This is a genomic window from Butyrivibrio sp. AE2015 (assembly GCF_000420825.1).
Lineage (GTDB): Bacteria > Bacillota > Clostridia > Lachnospirales > Lachnospiraceae > Butyrivibrio.
This window is the reverse complement of record NZ_ATVR01000025.1, coordinates 13,563-33,406: the sequence shown is the minus strand read 5'-3', so window position 1 is coordinate 33,406 and position 19,844 is coordinate 13,563. Positions and strand designations below refer to the sequence as shown.

The following is a 19,844-nucleotide window of genomic DNA, read 5'->3' as shown; positions in this document are numbered from 1 at the left end:
AATGGCTGATGAGACACTGTTAAAACGTGTCGCACCTAACAGTCTGGAAGCAGAACAGTCTGTAGTTGGTGCGATGCTCATGGATAAAGATGCTATTGAGATAGCGGCAGAGATTGTAACAGCAGATGATTTCTATAACAGGCAGCTGGGAACGATCTTTGAGACCATGGTTGAACTGAATAGAGAAGGCAGTGCGGTTGATGTGGTAACACTTCAGAACCGCCTCCGTGAAAAAAATGTTCCGCCGAATGTGAGCAGTGTTGAATACATCGGCGAGCTTGTTTCTGCGGTACCTACCTCTGCAAACGTTAAATACTATGCGCAGATAGTTGCAGATAAGTCTACACTCCGTAAACTTATCCACGTAAGTGAAGACACTATCAACAACTGCTATGCAGGCGGTGAGAACATGGAAGGCATCCTCAATGATGTTGAAAAGAATGTTTTCCAGATCACACAGAAGCGCAATACAGGCGACTTTGTTTCAATCGACCAGGTTGTAATGAATGCCCTGAACCGTATAGAGATTGCCAGCAAGATGAAGGGGAATGTCACAGGTCACGCAACAGGCTTTACAGACCTTGACTACAACACAGCAGGTTTCCAGCCTTCTGACCTTATCCTTATTGCAGCCAGACCTGCCATGGGTAAGACAGCCTTTGTGCTTAACATAGCTGAGCACATGGCCTTTCATGACAACAAATGTGTTGCCATGTTTTCACTGGAAATGTCAAAGGAGCAGTTTGTTAACCGTCTCCTTTCCATGGAATCACACGTAGATTCTCAGCATATCAGAACCGGTAACATGTCAGATATGGATTGGGAAAAACTTATTGAGAGTGCCGATGTCATCGGATCATCAAAACTGATAATTGACGATACACCGAGTATCTCAATCCAGGAGCTCAGGTCCAAGTGCCGTAAATATAAGATGGAGTTTGATCTTCAGGTTGTCATGATCGACTACTTGCAGCTCATGTCAGGTGGAACAGGAAGAAGCTCTGAATCAAGACAGCAGGAGATTTCAGAGATTTCAAGATCTCTCAAGGCTCTTGCCAGAGAGCTCAATGTCCCTGTCATAGCTCTTTCACAGCTCTCCCGTGCAGTTGAACAAAGGCCGGATCACAGACCCATGCTTTCAGACCTTCGAGAGTCCGGAGCCATCGAGCAGGATGCGGATATGGTAATGTTCATCTACAGAGATGACTATTACAATAAAGACACAGAGAAAAAAGGTGTCGCAGAAATCATAATTGCAAAACAGCGTCACGGCCCAATCGGCACAGTTGAGCTGCTTTGGCTTCCTCAGTATACCAAGTTTGCAAATTTGGAAAGAGGACATTAAGGGCATAAAAAAAGGGCTTCCCATTTGGGAAGCTCTTGTTTTTTACGATTAACCCTGAGCGATTGCTGAAACAGGGCACTGAGCTGCGCATGATCCGCAGTCGATGCATGTGTTTGCGTCGATAACGTACTGTGTATCTCCCTGAGAAATAGCTGAAACAGGGCACTGTGCAGCACAAGAACCGCAGCTGATGCAACCATCACTAATAACGTATGCCATAATACTAGTCTCCTTCCATATAGAAAAAATAAATTGTGTAGCAAAAAACAGATTGGCTTTGCCGTTACCAATCTTTGATACAAAAATATCTTATAATAAGAGAACTGTTTTTACAATACTATAATCGAAAACTTTTATCAGATGAAATCATTAAATAAAAATAAATTGGCTGACAATATAGGTAATCTGTGGTACTATTGAAAGCGGCAGAATACGTGCAATTCTCTCCGTCACATTGATTTTTTCTAGGGAGGAAAAAGAGTGTGAACGGTGTTTTTGTGCGACAATTTAATAAAGAGCCAAAATAATCCAAAAATAAGGTAGGAGGAAACAAAATGGCAAGAAACATGAAAACCATGGACGGTAACGAAGCTGCTGCATATGCATCATATGCGTTTACTGAAGTTGCCGCTATGTACCCGATCACTCCATCATCTGTTATGCCAGAGCATGTAGATGAGTGGGCAACAGCTGGAAAGAAGAATATTTTCGGCCGTACTGTTCAGATTACAGAGATGCAGTCTGAAGCCGGTGCAGCAGGTGCTGTACACGGATCACTGGTAGTAGGTGCTCTTACATCTACATATACAGCTTCTCAGGGACTTCTTCTTATGATTCCTGATATTTACAAAATTGCAGGTGAGAGACTCCCTGGCGTGTTCAACGTATCAGCTCGTTGCGTAGCTTCTCATGCACTTAACATTTTCGGTGATCACTCAGACGTTTACGCTTGCCGTCAGACTGGTGCTGCAATGCTTTGCGATTCAAGTGTACAGGAGGTTATGGACTTAACACCTGTTGCATATTGTGCAGCAATCGAGGGTAGAATTCCTTTCATTAACTTCTTTGATGGATTCCGTACATCACACGAAATTCAGAAGATCGAGGTTTGGGACTATAAGGATCTCGACGAGATGGTTAACCATGATGCAATCGATGCATTCAAGGCTAACGCTCTTAATCCTAACCACCCATGCCAGATGGGCTCAGCTCAGAACCCTGATATCTTCTTCCAGACAAGAGAAGCTTGTAACACAGGTTACAACGAACTTCCTGAAATCGTTCAGAAGTACATGGATAAGGTTAACGCTAAGATTGGTACAGATTACAAGCTCTTCAACTACTATGGCGATCCTAACGCAGAAGTAGTTATCGTAGCTATGGGTTCTGTAAACGATACAATCGAAGAGACAATCGATTACCTTGAGAAACAGGGCAAGAAGGTTGGTGTTGTAAAGGTTAGACTTTACAGACCATTCTCAGCTAAGGCACTTGTTGCTGCAATCCCTGATTCAGTTAAGAGAATCGAAGTTCTTGATAGAACAAAAGAGCCTGGATCATATCGTGAGCCACTTGCTCTTGATGTTATCGCAGCTCTTAAGGGAACAAAGTTTGAGTCAGTTCCTGTATTCTGTGGACGTTATGGCCTTGGTTCTAAGGACACAACACCTGCACAGATCGTTGCAGTATTTGAGAATGACAAGAAGGAAGAGTTCACAATCGGTATTGAAGACGATGTAACAAATCTTTCACTTGAAGTTGGTGCACCTCTTGTTACAACTCCAGAGGGAACAACAAACTGTAAGTTCTGGGGTCTTGGTGCTGATGGTACTGTTGGTGCTAACAAGAACTCAATCAAGATCATTGGTGATAACACAGACATGTATGCTCAGGCATACTTTGACTATGACTCCAAGAAGTCTGGTGGTGTTACAATGTCTCACCTTAGATTTGGTAAGAAGCCTATTAAGTCAACTTACCTCATCAAGAAGGCTGACTTCGTAGCTTGCCACAATCCTTCATACATCCGCAAGTTCAACATGGTTCAGGAACTTGTTGATGGAGGTTCATTCCTTCTCAACTGCCCATGGACAGTAGATCAGCTTGATGCTGAGATCCCTGGACAGGTTAAGAAGTTCATGTATGATCACAAGATCAACTTCTACATCATGAACGGTTCTAAGATCGGTGTTGAAGTTGGAATGGGTCCTACAAGAATTAACACAATCCTTCAGTCAGCATTCTTCAACATCACAAAGATCATTCCTGAAGAAGATGCTATCAAGTTCATGAAGGATGCAGCTCAGAAGACATACGGCCGTAAGGGTGAAGATGTCGTTAAGAAGAACTGGGCAGCTATTGATGCCGGTGCAGATCCAAAGAACCTTATCAAGGTTGAGATCCCTGAGTCATGGGCTAACGCACAGGATGAAGGTCTTGACTTCAAGAAGGCAGAAGGATCAAGAAAGGATGTTATCGACTTCGTTAACAACATCCAGTCTAAGGTTAATGCACAGGAAGGTAACACACTTAAAGTTTCTGATTGTCTTCCATACGTTGATGGTGCTACACCTTCAGGATCAGCTGCATACGAGAAGAGAGGTATCGCAGTAAACGTTCCTACTTGGGATGCTTCAACATGTATCGGTTGTGGATTCTGTTCACTTGTATGTCCTCATGCAGCAATCCGTACAATCGCTATGACAGACGATGAGATCGCTAAGGCTCCAGAAGGACTTCAGACAAAGCCACTTGCTGGAATGGATGGATATAAGTATTCAGTTGTTATTTCTGCTCTTGACTGTACAGGTTGCGGATCTTGCGCAAATGTATGTCCTGGTAACAATAAGGGCGAGACACTTAAGATGGGTGCTATCGCTGCTAACAAGGATGAGCAGAAGTACTTCGACTATGCTGTAACACTTCCTATTAAGGAAGATGTTGTTGCTAAGTTTGGCGAAGCTTCAATCAAGGGATCACAGTTCAAGCAGCCTCTCCTTGAGTTCTCAGGAGCTTGTGCTGGTTGTGGTGAAACACCTTACGTTAAGCTTGTTACTCAGCTCTTTGGTGACAGAATGTACGTTGCAAACGCTACAGGATGTACATCAATCTGGGGTAACTCATCACCTTCAACACCTTACACAGTAAATGCTAAGGGACAGGGCCCAGCTTGGGATAACTCACTGTTCGAAGATAATGCTGAGTTTGGTATGGGTATGGTTCTCGCACAGAACGCTCTCCGTGATGCAATCAAGGAGAAGGTTGAAGAGATCGTAGCTGCAGGCGGCGCTGCTAAGGATGCTGCTCAGAAGTGGCTTGATACATTCAACATCGGTTCTGAGAACACAGCAGCTACAGAGGCTCTTGTTGAGGCTCTTAAGAACGACAGTTCAGATGCTGCTAAGTACGTTGTAAAGAATAAAGACTTTGCTGCTAAGAAGTCACAGTGGATCTTCGGTGGTGACGGATGGGCATTCGATATCGGATTCGGTGGTCTCGATCACGTACTTGCTTCCGGTAAGGATGTTAACGTTCTTGTTGTAAACACTGAGGTTTACTCAAATACAGGTGGACAGTCTTCAAAGGCTACTCCTACAGGTGCTGTTGCACAGTTCGCTGCAGGTGGTAAAGAGATTAAGCAGAAAGACCTTGCTTCAATCGCTATGAGCTATGGCTACGTATACGTTGCACAGATTGCTATGGGTGCTAACATGCAGCAGACAATCAATGCAATCAAAGAAGCTGAGGCTTATCCAGGACCTTCACTTATCATCGCTTATGCACCATGTATCAACCAGGGTCTTAAGGCTGGTATGAACAAGGTTATGGACGAAGAGAAGAAGGCTGTTGCTACAGGATACTGGGATATGTTCAGATTCAATCCTCAGGCAGAGAACAAGTTCACACTTGATTCTAAGCCAGCTACAGAGGACTTCCAGAGCTTCCTTGATGGTGAGGTTCGTTACCTTTCACTTAAGCTCAAGAATCCTGAGAGAGCAGCTAAGCTCAATGCTATGGCAGCTGAGCATGCTAAGGAGCACAGAGCTTATCTTGAAAAACTTGTTACACTTTACGGAAAGCAGTAATAAGAAAATAAAGATAAAAGAAAAGGCCGGTTCGAAAGAACCGGTCTTTTTTTAAACTTGAAATTAAAGATCAAATCTTAGAAAGCGTCTGGATGGCATTTTCAGGAATAACTATAGAATAATGCTCATCTAAGAACTGCTGTGTAGCAGTGCTTCCTATTTCTGTCTTGCCATACTCTGTAAGTAGAGAACAGATGTTGGCGAATAATCCATCTTCGATATCACCCTGGTGAAGTATCAGATAGAACTTACCATTTGCTTCATTCTTATAAAGGGTGTTTGTACCATTGAATTTCCTGCTTACTATACTTGAGAATCTCATGACTTCATGCAGTGAGTCGAAGGAAAAGATCCTTGAACCTTTTCTGCTTGGTTGCCCTTTTTTGCGAGTGCCTGAGGTCTTCTCTTTTACCTTTTTGGAATCTGACAGAGGAGATGAACTAAGAGGTCCATCCAGGAAATCGGACATATTGCTGTGCTGAAGTCTTCTGAAAAGACTGGAGACATCTTCTTCCTCGTCCTCATATTCGTCATCGTCATACTCATCGTACTCCTCATCCTCTTCGTCATCTTCATGAACGGAAGGAGCAAAGTTGGAAAAACGTGTGTCAAGTTCTTCCGGATCGTCTACCTTTGTGATGATAAGAACAATGCACTCAGAATTGATAGGGATTGCCTCAATCATTAGAGGAGTATCCTCTGCATCAAAGCCATATTCTAAATTGGCTTGCTGCATCATGTCCTGAAAAAGCTCTTTTGCTTTATCAGTTCCATACGCAAGCTCTGTGATCTTAAGGTCGCGTTTCGCAAGGTCATCTCTGGTAAGGGTGCATCGAATCTGGTGATCATTGACTTTTTCAATCTTCATGATGCTTACCTCCTGACTTTGGAATACATAGATACTAAGTGAAATGGTATCCTATGTCAATACTTATATCGGCTTATTTTACTATTTAATTTAAAGATACACAATAGGTTTTATGCAATTAAAATCTTAAGAAAATCTTAAGAATTTTCGACGGTATTTCTTAAGAATTTAATGCTATCATGTTTTCTTGTGAGATGCCTCGCCGAGTATATGAACCCGGAAAGGAGGCGGTTAATCCAGGGTATTATTTATTTTCTACTATTCTTTTTTCTATGATTCCTTCATAGATGTCTTATGTTTAGTTTCGAAATAAAATCCCCAATTAACGAGTAAATTTTTACCAACAACATTGAGCATTAACAAATATAGTATTTCCTAATACTATTATACCATATTTTGTATAAGAAAATATGGCTACAAGACAGGGTTTGGCGTTGGCATCTTACTATATTAATATATGTCAATTTGAAAGGAATATATCAAAACAGCGAGATAAGGAATTATCACATATAAAAATCCTTTTGGCTTTTGAAATCCAAAAAAACAATCAATTGTATAAAGAGGCTACCCCGCCATGAACATACATATAATGTAATGATTGGATAAGATACTTTCATAATGACGTAAGATTAATTGTTTGATATAATATAGGGCGATTGTAAAGGAGCTAGAACATGAAGAAAAAGGTGATTCCGGCGATTATTATAATCGCCCTTATTTTTATTATAGGAGGAATCTATGCACTTCAGATTGTGTATCAGCATTACTCTTACAGCAACGAGAAAGCAGATCTGAACGAGTATTTTGATATATCAGGTGACACTGATGTTGCTATTATTCTTGGCAACGAGAGAATAGGCGAGAGAGCATTTCTTTTAGATGACACCTATTACATGGATTTTGATTCAGTACAGAAGTACTTAAACGACAGATTCTACTACGGACAGGCAGACGGAATACTTGTTTATACAACACCTACCAGGATAATAACAAATGAAATCGGAACATCCACTTGGTCAGATTCAGACGGCGGCTCTGGTGATGAGGGCTACATCATATCAAGAATGGAGGGTGATACATTCCTTGTCGCTCTTGATTATGTAAAAAAATATACCAACTTTTCTTACGAAGCTTTTACCGAACCTAATCACATACAGCTAACAACAAGCTGGGAAGATCAGCAGGTAGCTACAATTAAAAAGAACACTCAGCTCAGAAAGCGCGGCGGCGTGAAGAGTGAGATCCTTGAGGAGCTTTCTGCGGGAGACACGGTTGTTATCCTCGAAGAGCTTGAGGACTGGGTGAAGGTAAAGAGCGCAGATTCTTATATAGGATATGTTGAGAAAAAGAGACTTGAGAACGAGACAACATTTAGTCCTATTCCTGTAACTGATTACGTTCCTGAAGAATATACTTCACTTACAAGAGATCACAAGATAAACCTTGGCTTCCACAATATTGGTGGCTACGCCGGTAACGAGACACTTATCGCTTATATCGAGAATACCAAAAAGATAAATGTTCTTTGCCCTACATGGTTTGCTCTTAAAGATAATGATGGTAATATTAACAGCATTGCTTCTGCAGCTTACGTTACTTCTGCCCACAATATGGGTATTGAAGTATGGGCCCTTGTGGACAACTTCACTGGTGGAGACGGTTTTTCCACTTCAGAAGTTATAACTCATGCAAGCAGCAGAGCAAACTTTATAGAAAACGTAGTTGCAAGGACTCTGGAAGTTGGAGCTGACGGCGTTAACCTTGACTTTGAGACAGTTGCAGCAGAGGACGGACAGTCTTTTGTGGAACTGGTCAGAGAGCTTTCAATTGCCTGCAGAAAAGCAGGACTTGTCTTTTCAATAGACAACTATGTACCTATGAATTTCAACGACTACTATGATCTTGAAGAGCAGGGAATCGTTGCAGACTACTGCATAATCATGGGCTATGACGAACATTATGCAGGCTCTGCAGAGGCTGGCTCAGTTGCTTCTTTATCATATGTAGAAAACGGAATCATCAATACCTTAAAAGAGGTTGATGCTTCGAAAGTTATAAATGCAGTGCCTTTCTATACCAGAATATGGCATACATCAGGCGGAGTTCTTTCAAGCGAAGCCGTATCAATGAAGGTTGCAAAAGAGTATATCAGCAGTCATTCAATCGCTATGGAGTGGGACTCAGACGCAGGACAGAACTACGGCGAGTTTACATCATCTGACGGAACATTCAACCAGATCTGGATGGAGGATGCTACTTCAATAGGTCAAAAGATTGATGCCATGAGAGCAAGCGGTATTGCCGGAATTGCTGAATGGGCAATTGGTATGGAGACCAGCGATGTTTGGGATGAGATTGCTGAGTTTGTAGAGGAATAAGAAAGTGGAAACAGAAGTTGTAATAATAGAAGAAAGTAATATAGACGAAGAAGCCAAAAAGCAGCTTAAAAGAGCCGGAGATATCATGAAAATGGGCGGCCTTGTAGCATTCCCTACCGAGACAGTTTACGGTCTTGGCGGAGATGCCTTAAACCCTGAGTCTTCCAAAAAGATCTATGCAGCAAAGGGAAGACCATCTGACAATCCGCTTATAGTCCACGTTTCAAACATGGATGATGTTGCAAAGATTGTAAAAGAAGTTCCTGAAGCTGCCAAAAAGCTTGCAGCTGCCTTCTGGCCGGGACCTCTTACAATGATAATGAACAAAAATGAGAAGGTTCCTTATGAGACTACAGGCGGCCTTGATACAGTAGCAATCAGAATGCCTAACAACAAGATAGCTCTTGGCCTTATCGATGCTGCAGGCGGATATATAGCAGCGCCAAGTGCCAACACATCAGGACGTCCAAGTCCTACTGTTGCCAGGTACTGCGAGGAAGATCTTTCAGGTAAGATTGAGATGATAATCGACGGAGGCCAGGTCGGTATCGGCCTTGAGTCCACTATCGTAGACCTCACAAGTGATGAGCCAATGATCTTAAGACCTGGATATATCACAGCAGATATGTTAAAAGAGGTCCTTGGCACAATTTCAATTGATAGAACCATAATAGACAGCACTTCAACTCAGAAGCCCAAGGCTCCTGGGATGAAATACAAGCACTACGCTCCAAAGGGCGACCTTGCAATAGTTCAGGGAAGCCAGGAGAAAGTAATAGAGTACATAAATGCCAAGGCAAAAGAGGCAAGAGCTGAAGGCAAGAGAGTTGGAATAATAGGAACAGATTCAACCAAGAATCTCTATGAAGCTGATATAGTAAAGAGCGTTGGAAACAGAGATGATGAAAGTACAATAGCTCATGAACTTTTCAAGGTATTAAGAGAGTTCGATGATGAAAACGTGGACGTGATGTTCTCAGAGTCTTTTGACGAGAACGGAATAGGTCAGGCTATAATGAACAGGCTTTTAAAAGCAGCAGGTCACAATGTTATTGTGCTTTAAGTAGTTCTTTTGACATTGAGACGACTGTATTATAATAGTAAGGGATGGTGTAAAAATGATAGCATTAGGTAGTGATCACGGCGGATTTGAACTTAAAGAGGCTGTAAAAAAGCATCTTGAGGAGAGAGGACTTGAGTATAAGGATTTTGGAACTTATGACCTTAACTCATGTGATTATCCTGACTTTGGAAGAGCAGCTGCAGAGGCCGTTGCAAGTGGTGAGTGCGACAGAGGAATTGTAATCTGCACAACCGGAATTGGTATTTCAATAGTAGCCAATAAGGTTAAAGGAATCAGATGCGCTCTTTGCTCTGAGAAGACAACAGCCAGACTTACAAGAGAGCACAATGATGCAAACATGCTTGCTATGGGCGGTGGCATGATAGGAAAAGTTCAGGCCCTTGAAATCGTTGATACATTTTTAGATACACCTTTTTCAGAGATGGAAAAGCACAGTCGCAGAATATCAAAAATAGAAGACTAATAAAACAGACCAGGAGGAAGATATGGGAAAAGTAGTTATTATGGATCATCCGCTGATTCAGCACAAGATTGGAATGATCAGGAGAGTTGAAACAGGAACAAAGGACTTCAGACAGACTATCAGTGAAATAGCAATGCTTATCTGCTATGAAGCAACCAGAGATCTTAATCTTAAGGATGTTGAAATTCAGACACCTATTTGTAAGACAACAGTTAAGGAACTTAAAGGAAGAAAGCTTTGCGTAGTACCTATTTTAAGAGCAGGTCTTGGAATGGTTGACGGTATGCTTGCACTTATTCCTGCAGCAAAGGTTGGCCACATCGGACTTTACAGAGATCCTGAGACACTTAAGCCAGTTGAGTATTACTGCAAGATGCCTGCTGACATTTCAGAGAGAGAGATCTTCGTAGTAGATCCTATGCTCGCTACAGGTGGATCATCTGTTGCAGCAATCCAGATGCTCAAGGACAGAGGCTGCAGCCACATCCACTTCATGTGCATCATTGCAGCTCCAGAAGGACTCAAGGCAATGCAGGAAGCACATCCTGATGTAGATATCTACGTAGGCTCCCTCGATGAGAAGCTCAACGAGCACGGCTACATCGTACCAGGTTTGGGAGACGCTGGAGACCGTATCTTTGGCACCAAGTAAGATTTAAGGAGGACGCATGAAAAGAGAGGACTACATATCCTGGGATGAGTATTTCATGGGTGTTGCAAAGCTTGCAGCCCTCAGATCTAAAGATCCTAACACCCAGGTGGGAAGCTGCATAGTTTCAGAGGACAACAACATCCTTTCAATGGGTTACAACGGTTTCCCTAAAGGCTGCGCTGATGAGGACTTCCCTTGGGAACGCGATGGCGAGGATGAACTTTCAACTAAATATCCTTTTGTTACACATAGCGAGCTCAACGCGATCCTTAATTACAGAGGTGGAAGCCTTGTAGGATCCAAGATATATGTCTCTCTTTTTCCATGCAACGAATGTGCCAAGGCTATTATCCAGGCCGGCATAAAGACAGTCGTTTATGACAGTGACAAATACAGCTCTTCTGCATCAACCAGAGCTTCCAAGAAAATGTTTGATGCAGCAGGAGTTAGGTATTATCAGTATCAGCCCAGTGGTAGAAGTATAAAAATTACAATTTGACCATAAAAAGACGGCATGAAAAAAAGAGGGGACAGGGGTATAACAACTAAATATAGAAAAAGAGCTTTATTTTTGGCTTTGGCAGCAGCTTCCTGTTTCATGGCGCTGACTCTTTTTCCTGTCAAAAGCTACGCTACGCAGACCACAAGGCAGCAGCTTGAGGAGGCAAAAGAAAAAAAGCAGCAGTCCCAGAACGAGCTTGATAACACAAAAGATGACATTGCTGAGATGAATGAAGAAAAATCTTCTCTGCAGGGACAGCTGAATTCCTTAAACAGCCAGCTAAGTGAAGTAAGTAACAATCTGGCTGAAATTGAAGAGCAGATTGATGATAAAGAGACTGAGATAGAGAATACTCTGGCAGAGCTTGAAGTTGCCAGAAATACTGAAGCAGATCAGTATGCATCCATGAAAAAGAGAGTTCAGTTTATTTATGAGAAACAGAACTTTATGCTTTGGGACATGGTCCTCAGTGCGGGAAGTTTTGCGGACTTCCTCAATCAGAATCATTTTATTGAAGAGCTGTCTGCTTATGATAAGAGAAAGTTCGAAGAGTACATCGAGACCAGAAAGCTCATTGAGGAAAAAGAAGCAACTCTCGAGAGCGAAATGGAGCAGCTTGAGGAATATCAGGTAAAAGAAAAAGCTGAACAGAGCAGGGTTTCGGGACTTGTAAGCCAGACCTCCGGGTCTATCAAACAGTATGCTAATGATATTTCTGATGCAGAGTCAAAAGCAGAAGAGTTGGAGGCACAGATCAAAGCTCAGGAAGCTGACATAAAGGCACTTGAAGCAAAGCTTGCAGAGGAGATGCGTCTATCAAGACTGGCAGCAGCTTCAAAGTGGAGAGATATTTCAGAAGTAACTTTTGCTGAGGGCGACAGATATCTTTTGGCCAACCTAATATATTGCGAGGCAGGATCTGAACCCTATGAAGGAAAGGTTGCGGTAGGCGCAGTAGTAATAAACAGAGTGCTTAGCTCTGTTTATCCTGATACTGTAGTAGGAGTTATCTATCAGAACAAACAGTTTTCGCCTGTTGCAAGCGGAAGGCTGGCCCTGGCACTTGCAGAGGGAAGAGCTACAGCATCCTGCTATCAGGCTGCAGATGAAGCCATGACAGGATACTCCAACGTCGGGAACTGCGTTTATTTCAGAACTCCGGTACCTGGACTTTCAGGCATTAACATCGGAGGACATGTTTTTTACTGATTATTTTTGGCAATTACGTTTTCAATTGGACCTATCAGGGACTCAATGCCATTATCGTAGATTTCATTTAAGAGTCTGTTCAATGTGAGCAGGCTCTTTTTAAGAAGATTCTCATCAATGAGTCTTTTCTCAAAAGCTTCAGAGAGCTCGTCCAGATCTACGACCTTAATGAGTCCGTTTGGATATATTTTTACATCGGCTAAAAGATCTATGACTAAGAGCTTATTATTTTCTTTATCATAGTCATAGGTAATTATGTCGCAGTACCAGCAGAGCAGGGACCCGTCTTCCTTCAGGAACTTGCTTACCTTGTAACCGCGATCTAAAAAATAACAGGAATAACCATGAGATAAGTCGCACCTTTGGTGAATGGTGCTCCACTTTGTAACAATGAAAGAATCAGTTTGATCAAGGATGATGTCTTCCTTGAGTTCAAGGCATTCATCCGGGATAAAGCGTTTACGATAAAGAATGGGGTTTTCCATAAGGGGCCCTCCTTTTGGAAAAATCTTACTATTATTAAAAATGAAAGTCAATTATGCGAGATAATTTAGTTAAAATTACGATTATTAAAACTATATATGCCATAGCAATATTCGTTATTGCAGTGTTTGTTCTGAGTAAGCTTTCAAACGGTGATAATGCGGATATGACGGCAAGAATGCAGCCCGCAACCCTTCCTGTGGTTACGCTTGTAACTGATGAAGGTGACGTGGATCCTCTTCACGGATATTTGTCCGACATTGATGTAAATTATATGAGAGGAACAGTTTTTCCTGTTGAGGGTGACAGGAGCTTTTCCTTTAAGATAAACACCTTTGGCAGCAAGGTATGGAATATTGGCTTTGAGCTTAGAAGCATCGACGGAAGCAGACTTATTGAGAATACGCAGCTTACTGACTACTCCGAGGACAGTGATTACATAACAGGAAAAATACAGCTAAAAGACCTGATCACAGCTGATACAGAATACATGCTCGTTTTTGTTATGGAGACTGAAAGTGGCACTGCCAGATATTATACAAGAGTTGTATGGCAGGAGAGCGGCGCAAAGTACAACCTTGACGAGTGCCTGTCATTTGTTCTTGGTTTCTCTGAAGCCACATTTAGTAAGACTGAGGCAAAAGAGTATTCGAAGTATCTTGAGTCTAATTCAGAGGGAGACAATACTTCTTTTAACAAGGTAAATATCCACAGCAGCTTCAGTCAGGTCACATGGGGCGACCTCAATATCACAAAGCACACAACCCCTGATGTTTATATTACAGATATCCATTCACAGACTGCCTGTATTGAGCTTCAGTACAGGGTTGCTCTTAAGGATGGAAACTATACGAGAGCCTACAACATTGTGGAGGACTATCGCGTAAGATATACATCTGACAGAGTGTATCTGCTGAATTTTGAAAGAACCATGAACTATATCTTTGACTATAATTCATATTCAGTAGGTAAAAATACTATTGCTCTTGGAATCGAAGATCCTGATATTGAATTCAGGGAGAGTGCCAGTGGTACGGCATTTGCCTTTGTCAGCGAAAACAGGCTTTATGCTTTCAACAACTCTGAGAACAGACTCGCTTATATCTTTGGCTTCTATGATGGCGACAATGATGACATAAGGACCAGATGGAACAAGAACCTGATTAAGATCCTTAATGTGGATGAAGCCGGCAATGTTAAATTTGCGGTAGCCGGCTATATGAACAGAGGAATCCACGAGGGAGAAGTGGGAATTGCGGTATATGATTATAATTCTTCATTAAACGCAGTGGAGGAGCAGATTTTTGTAAATAGCTCAAGCTCCCCTGAGATTCTCATGAGCTATTTTGACAGACTTGCATATTCCAGCAACAATGAGATGTTCTACTGCATGCTTGATCAGAATGTCTATGAGATCGATCTGATCGAAAAGACCGGAAAGTCTGTAGTTGACGACATTGGAACAGGTCAGTACAAGATATCTGAATCTCAGAATGTCATAGCATGGCAGAAAGATGATCTTAAGAGCCTGCAGCTCATGAACCTTAATACAAGAGCTACTTCGGAGATCACAGCAGACGACGGAGATTATATAGTTCTTTTGGGATTTATGGGAGAAGACCTGATATACGGTCTTGTACATGAGCAGGATGTTTTGAACGATCAGATGGGTAATCCTATCTACGCCATGTACTGCCTAAAGATTGAGGACAGTGATGGAAATCTCCTGGAAAAATATTCACCTGAAGGAATCTACATCACAGGCGTCACGGTAAATGGCAACCAGCTAAAGATAACAAGAGTTGTAAAGAACGAGGATGGCACCGGCTATGTCAGCACTTATGACGACCAGATAATGAATACGCTGGAAGTAGAAAGCGGCAATAACACAGTAGATGTGGCTTCTGTAGATGTTTTTGAAAAGATAGTTCAGATCACCACAAAGTCAGAGATAAAGTCTAAGCAGCTCAGAGTTCTTACACCTAACCAGACACTCTTTGAGGGTGACAGGGATGTGGACATTAAGATAGAAAGAGATATCGACAAAAATCCGCTTTACTATGTTTACGGATTGGACGGAGATGTTCGTATATATGCAAGTCCTGCCAAGGCGGTTATTGATGCCAATGATGCTCCGGGAGTAGTCACTTCTGATCACAACGAATACATATGGATCAAAGGAAATCTTTTAAGATCCAATCAGATAATGGCTATAACCAGAATGGCAGAGACCTATGAGAACATGACGTCACAGAATCCTGTGGCAGTCTGCCTTGACCTGGTACTTCAGTTTAGGGGTACTAACAGGGATGTGGAAGGCCTTTTGACTAATGGAATGGGCGTTGAGCAGATCCTTGAGAACTCCCTGACTGATGCCAGAGTCCTGGATCTTGACGGATGTCCGCTGTCTACAATGCTTTACTATGTAAATCAGGATATTCCTGTGATATGTCTTTTAAATAATGGGGATGCAATGCTGGTAATTGGATTTAATGAGCTCAATACAGTGCTCATGGATCCGATGAACGGTGCAGTTTATAAATATGGAATGAATGATTCCGCGCAGCTTTTTGAAAATAACGGAAATCATTTTATTACCTATATTACGGAGGGTTAATTAGTAATGGCGAATTTTGATTTTAACAGGGTAAAAGACCCGGAGTTTTTTAAAGAAAATGTGTTGCCTGCGCATTCTGATCACATTGCGTATGCTTCAAATGACGAGCTTGAGGCAGGTGTCAGCTCACTTAAGCTTTCACTTAACGGACTTTGGAAATTCCATTATGCAAAAAACTATAGAGCTGCAATACCTGGTTTTGAGAAGGAAGATTATGACTGCAATTTCTGGGATGATATCCATGTTCCAGCTCATATGCAGATGGAAGGCTATGACATTCCTGCATATATCAATGTGCAGTATCCATGGGATGGTCATGAGGACATTGAACTTGGACAGATCCCGGAAGAGTTCAATCCTGTTGGAAGCTATGTGAAGTACTTTGAAGTTCCATATGATTGGAATGGAAAAGAGATACATGTAGTATTTGAGGGCGTTGAGAGCGGATATGCACTCTGGCTCAATGGGGCATATGTTGGATACAGCGGAGATACTTTTACACCATCAGAGTTTGACCTGACACCATTTATCAAACAGGGCACAAATAAAATGGCCGTTCAGGTTTATAAATGGACATCCGGAAGCTGGATGGAGGATCAGGATTTCTTTAGATTCTCAGGAATATACAGAAATGTGTATTTAAAGCTCGTTCCGGCAGTTCATCTCGATGACCTTAAGGTGAGAACTCTTTTGAATGAGGAGCTTACTGAGGCGGAGCTGGAAGTAACACTTAAGCTCAATGGGGCAGCAGGAACAACTGACTACGTGCTTCTTAGAAACAATCACCCTGTAGTTAAGGGAACTGTAGCCAATAACAAGGAAGTTGTGATTTCTGAGAAGGTTCAAGAACCTGTTCTTTGGAGCGCAGAGGATCCACAGCTCTATCAGCTTCTTTTGCATATCAAGGGAGAAGACGGAGAAGACCTTGAAGTAGTTCGCCAGAACGTGGGCTTTAGACGTTTTGAGATGAAGAACGGAATCATGCTCATCAATGGAAAGCGTATTGTGTTCAGAGGTGTTAACAGGCATGAATTCTGCTGCGACAGTGGCCGTGTAGTATCAGATGAGGATACTCTTTTAGATATCCTTACCATGAAAAAGAATAATATAAATGCCATAAGAACCAGTCATTATCAGAACTCGTCCAAGATATATGAGCTCTGCGACATCTATGGCCTTTACATGATCGCAGAAAACAACATGGAAACCCATGGAAGCTGGTCTGCAGCTTCAAGTCAGGAAGATGCCATTGCCGGCGCTATTCCGGGCAGCAGGGACAACTGCATGGCTGTTATGCTGGACAGGGTAAATACAACCTACCAGCTTGATAAGAACCACCCGTCAGTACTTATCTGGTCTATTGGTAATGAGTCTCACGGCGGAAAGGTTCCTTTTGAGATGAGTCAGCTCTTTAGAAAGCTTGACCCGGACAGACTCGTTCACTATGAGGGAATCTGCCACGACAGAACCTACAACGACACCAGCGATATGGAAAGCCAGATGTATCCTTCTGTTGCAAGCATAGAGAAGTTCTTAAAAGAGCATCCTGACAAGCCATTTATCTGCTGCGAGTACACACATGCCATGGCTAACTCAAACGGAGGCATGTTCAAATACACAGACCTTGCCGACAGAGAAGAGAGATACCAGGGCGGATTTATCTGGGATTATGTTGATCAGTCCATCAGAAGCCGCAACTGTTTTGGCGAAGAATACCAGGCATACGGCGGAGACCACGGCGAGAGACCTACAGATTTCAATTTCTCCGGAAATGGAATAGTAGATGGTCAGAGAAAAGAATATGCCAAGATGCAGGAAGTTAAGTTTAACTACCAGAGCATCAAGGTTTATGTGGAAAAAGATAAGGTGAAGGTGGTAAATAAGAATCTTTTCACCAATACCAGTGAATATACCTGCGTTGCCACTCTTGAGAGAAATGGCAAAAAGCTCCTTGAAAGATTCATAGCTACAGACGTTGAGCCTTTAGCTGAAAAGACCTATGATCTTCCGGAAGCTATCGTTAACAGAATGGCTGTTGTGGGTGCTGATCCATATGATGAAAACGGCCCATTCCCTGTAGATGAATATGTGGTAACCGTCTCCTTCAGACTTCGCGATGACACAAGCTGGGCAGAGAGAGGCCACGAAGTTGCATTTGGACAAGGCGTATTTAGAAATGCTGTTTCTACATACATTTCATGCGCAAAGATCAAGGTGGTAAAAGGTTCATTCAATATTGGAGTAAAGGGCAATCATTTCTCAGTTCTTTTCTCAAGAGATCACGGCCTTGTTTCCTACAACTATGCGGGAAAAGAAATGCTTGATATGGTTCCAAGACCTAACTTCTGGAGAGCGCCTGTTGATAACGACAACGGAAACAGAATGCCTCAGAGATATGCTCAGTGGAAGATCGCAAGCAGCTATATGACTCACTATCCGATAGTTGAGGACAGCACCGGATATGTAAACGGCTCAGAGGAAGAGAGAAAGAAATACCCTGTAATAAAGGAAGAAGAAAACAGCGTAAGCTTAACATACAGATTCTTCCTTCCTACAACCCCTGCTTCATCTGTAGATGTTACTTACACAGTAACAGGCGATGGAAGAGTTTGGGTAAAAGAGGATTATGAACCTGTAAAGGGACTTACTCCAATGCCTGAATATGGCATGATGTTCAGAATTAGTCCTGAGTACAAGTTTGTTGAATACTATGGAAACGGACCTGAGGAGAATTACTGCGACAGAAATAAGGGCGCAAAGCTTGGTGTGTTCAAGACTTCCACAACAGAGGCTATGGAGAGCTATCTTGTTCCACAGGAAACAGGTAACAGAACAGATGTAAGATGGGCCAAGGTAGTGGACAGAAAGGGCAGAGGTCTTTTATTTGAAGCTCCAATGACTATGAATTTCAGTGCGCTTCCATACACACCTGACGAGCTGGAGGCAGCAAAGCACCCTTATGAGCTTCCAAGAGTATTTAAGACTATCGTAAGATGCAGCCTTGTTCAGATGGGAATCGCGGGGGACGACAGCTGGGGAGCAAGGACTCACGAAGAGTTCCTTCTTCCAAACGATAAGAAACTTTCATTTGTAATGTCATTTAAAGGAATTTGATGATAACCGGGGCAAAAGTACGCGACCCTAAAATCATTTGATCAAAGGAGGAAATGGAAAATGGAACCAATTAACAGCATTGATGCAGAGGACGATCAGTTTGCGTACAGATATGATACACAGCTTTTGATCGATAGAAGAGATGAGGATCTTGATGAGGATGAGATCGCAGATTACATCACAGCGCACATTGAGGGTAATTCCCTCATTGCTGCCGGAGATGAGGATCTTGTTAAGATTCATTTTCATACCAATGAACCTTGGAAGGTCCTTGAATACTGCAATTCAATAGGTGAGATCTACGATATCGTTGTTGAGGATATGATCCGCCAGTCAGCAGGACTTCAGGGATAAGTTGTTAGATAAATCGTGCATGAATAAAAGTAGGAGAGAAGGCTATGAACGAGAATATTGTTAAGAGAAACGAATTGTTGGCACAAAAAGTTATCAAGGGGCTTGAATCCAGAAACATGACAGGCTATTATGCAGCTACCAAAGAGGAAGCTCTTAAGAAGGCACTTGAGCTTATCCCTGAAGGCAGCAGCGTATCTATGGGCGGAGCAATGAGCGCTCATGAGATAGGTCTCGTAGAAGCAGTGAAAAAAGGCAACTACAACTTTATTGACAGAGATGCCATGGAAGATAAGCGCGCAGCGATGCTTGCTGCTTATGATGCGGATTATTTCCTTGTAAGTGCCAATGCTATGACGGAAGATGGTGTCATTGTAAATATCGATGGCAATTCAAACCGTGTTTCTGCAATAGCCCAGGGCCCTAAGCATGTTCTTTTCATAGTTGGGATGAATAAGATCTGTGATGATGTTGATGGTGCCATGAAGCGTGCAAGAAACGTTGCAGCACCAATCAACGCACAGCGCTTTGGCCTTTCTACTCCTTGTGCCAAGACAGGTTCATGCATGAATTGTAAATCTCCTGATACAATTTGCTGCCAGTTTTTGATAACAAGATTCTCAAGACATAAGGACCGTATCCATGTGATCCTTGTTAATGACAACTTGGGATTCTGAAAACTATAAATTGTGG

15 protein-coding genes are annotated in these 19,844 nt (G+C 42.4%); 12 read left to right on the top strand and 3 right to left on the bottom strand.

The window, feature by feature from the left end:
- Position 1: 1 nt before the first annotated feature.
- Entirely contained in the window at positions 2 to 1,345 is a 1,344-nt protein-coding gene (gene dnaB / locus G585_RS0111870; protein WP_026663966.1) for a replicative DNA helicase, read from the top strand.
- Between the two features lie 48 nt (positions 1,346 to 1,393).
- Here the strand turns inward: dnaB and G585_RS0111865 are convergent, their stop codons facing one another.
- Positions 1,394 to 1,564, bottom strand: a complete 171-nt coding sequence (locus tag G585_RS0111865) for a DUF362 domain-containing protein (protein WP_022775247.1) — start codon at positions 1,562 to 1,564, stop codon at positions 1,394 to 1,396.
- A 335-nt stretch (positions 1,565 to 1,899) separates the two neighbouring features.
- On the opposite strand from G585_RS0111865, the gene nifJ reads away from it, so the two are divergent.
- On the top strand, positions 1,900 to 5,430 hold the full coding sequence (nifJ, locus tag G585_RS0111860) for a pyruvate:ferredoxin (flavodoxin) oxidoreductase (RefSeq protein WP_022775246.1): 3,531 nt from the start codon (positions 1,900 to 1,902) through the stop codon (positions 5,428 to 5,430).
- Between the two features lie 70 nt (positions 5,431 to 5,500).
- Here nifJ and G585_RS0111855 read toward each other — a convergent pair whose 3' ends face one another.
- On the bottom strand, positions 5,501 to 6,298 hold the full coding sequence (locus G585_RS0111855; RefSeq protein WP_022775245.1) for an adaptor protein MecA: 798 nt from the start codon (positions 6,296 to 6,298) through the stop codon (positions 5,501 to 5,503).
- A 674-nt stretch (positions 6,299 to 6,972) separates the two neighbouring features.
- Here G585_RS0111855 and G585_RS0111850 point away from each other — a divergent pair.
- The 6 genes from G585_RS0111850 to G585_RS0111825 are packed head-to-tail and all read left to right on the top strand — an operon-like array spanning position 6,973 to position 12,586.
- Entirely contained in the window at positions 6,973 to 8,676 is a 1,704-nt protein-coding gene (locus G585_RS0111850) for a glycosyl hydrolase family 18 protein (RefSeq protein ID WP_022775243.1), read from the top strand.
- 4 nt (positions 8,677 to 8,680) lie between these two features.
- Positions 8,681 to 9,739 carry an L-threonylcarbamoyladenylate synthase gene (locus G585_RS0111845; protein ID WP_022775242.1) on the top strand — a complete coding sequence of 353 codons (1,059 nt, stop codon included), beginning with the start codon at positions 8,681 to 8,683 and terminating at the stop codon, positions 9,737 to 9,739.
- A gap of 55 nt (positions 9,740 to 9,794) precedes the next feature.
- The gene (gene rpiB / locus G585_RS0111840) at positions 9,795 to 10,223 is read left to right on the top strand and encodes a ribose 5-phosphate isomerase B (protein WP_022775241.1); all 429 of its coding nucleotides are present in this window, start codon (positions 9,795 to 9,797) and stop codon (positions 10,221 to 10,223) included.
- Between the two features lie 22 nt (positions 10,224 to 10,245).
- Positions 10,246 to 10,875, top strand: coding sequence for a uracil phosphoribosyltransferase (upp, locus tag G585_RS0111835; protein ID WP_022775239.1), 630 nt, complete (start codon positions 10,246 to 10,248; stop codon positions 10,873 to 10,875).
- A gap of 16 nt (positions 10,876 to 10,891) precedes the next feature.
- A complete protein-coding gene (locus G585_RS0111830; protein ID WP_022775238.1) occupies positions 10,892 to 11,374 on the top strand; it encodes a deoxycytidylate deaminase in 483 nt (160 codons plus the stop codon).
- A 15-nt stretch (positions 11,375 to 11,389) separates the two neighbouring features.
- Positions 11,390 to 12,586: a cell wall hydrolase gene (locus G585_RS0111825; protein WP_022775237.1), complete on the top strand. Its 1,197-nt coding sequence runs from the start codon at positions 11,390 to 11,392 to the stop codon at positions 12,584 to 12,586.
- Here the strand turns inward: G585_RS0111825 and G585_RS18000 are convergent.
- On the bottom strand, positions 12,580 to 13,071 hold the full coding sequence (locus G585_RS18000; protein WP_022775235.1) for a DUF402 domain-containing protein: 492 nt from the start codon (positions 13,069 to 13,071) through the stop codon (positions 12,580 to 12,582). The genes G585_RS0111825 and G585_RS18000 overlap by 7 nt on opposite strands.
- A gap of 53 nt (positions 13,072 to 13,124) precedes the next feature.
- Here G585_RS18000 and G585_RS0111815 point away from each other — a divergent pair, with 53 nt between their 5' ends.
- The 4 genes from G585_RS0111815 to G585_RS0111800 are packed head-to-tail and all read left to right on the top strand — an operon-like array spanning position 13,125 to position 19,828.
- The gene (locus G585_RS0111815) at positions 13,125 to 15,686 is read left to right on the top strand and encodes a hypothetical protein (protein ID WP_022775234.1); all 2,562 of its coding nucleotides are present in this window, start codon (positions 13,125 to 13,127) and stop codon (positions 15,684 to 15,686) included.
- 6 nt (positions 15,687 to 15,692) lie between these two features.
- Positions 15,693 to 18,800 (top strand): glycoside hydrolase family 2 TIM barrel-domain containing protein, encoded by a 3,108-nt coding sequence (locus tag G585_RS0111810; protein ID WP_022775233.1) that lies wholly within the window; start codon positions 15,693 to 15,695, stop codon positions 18,798 to 18,800.
- A gap of 60 nt (positions 18,801 to 18,860) precedes the next feature.
- The gene (locus tag G585_RS0111805) at positions 18,861 to 19,154 is read left to right on the top strand and encodes a hypothetical protein (RefSeq protein ID WP_022775231.1); all 294 of its coding nucleotides are present in this window, start codon (positions 18,861 to 18,863) and stop codon (positions 19,152 to 19,154) included.
- Positions 19,155 to 19,198: 44 nt separating this feature from the next.
- Complete coding sequence (locus tag G585_RS0111800; protein WP_022775230.1) at positions 19,199 to 19,828, top strand: lactate utilization protein; 630 nt, start codon at positions 19,199 to 19,201, stop codon at positions 19,826 to 19,828.
- Positions 19,829 to 19,844 lie beyond the last annotated feature (16 nt).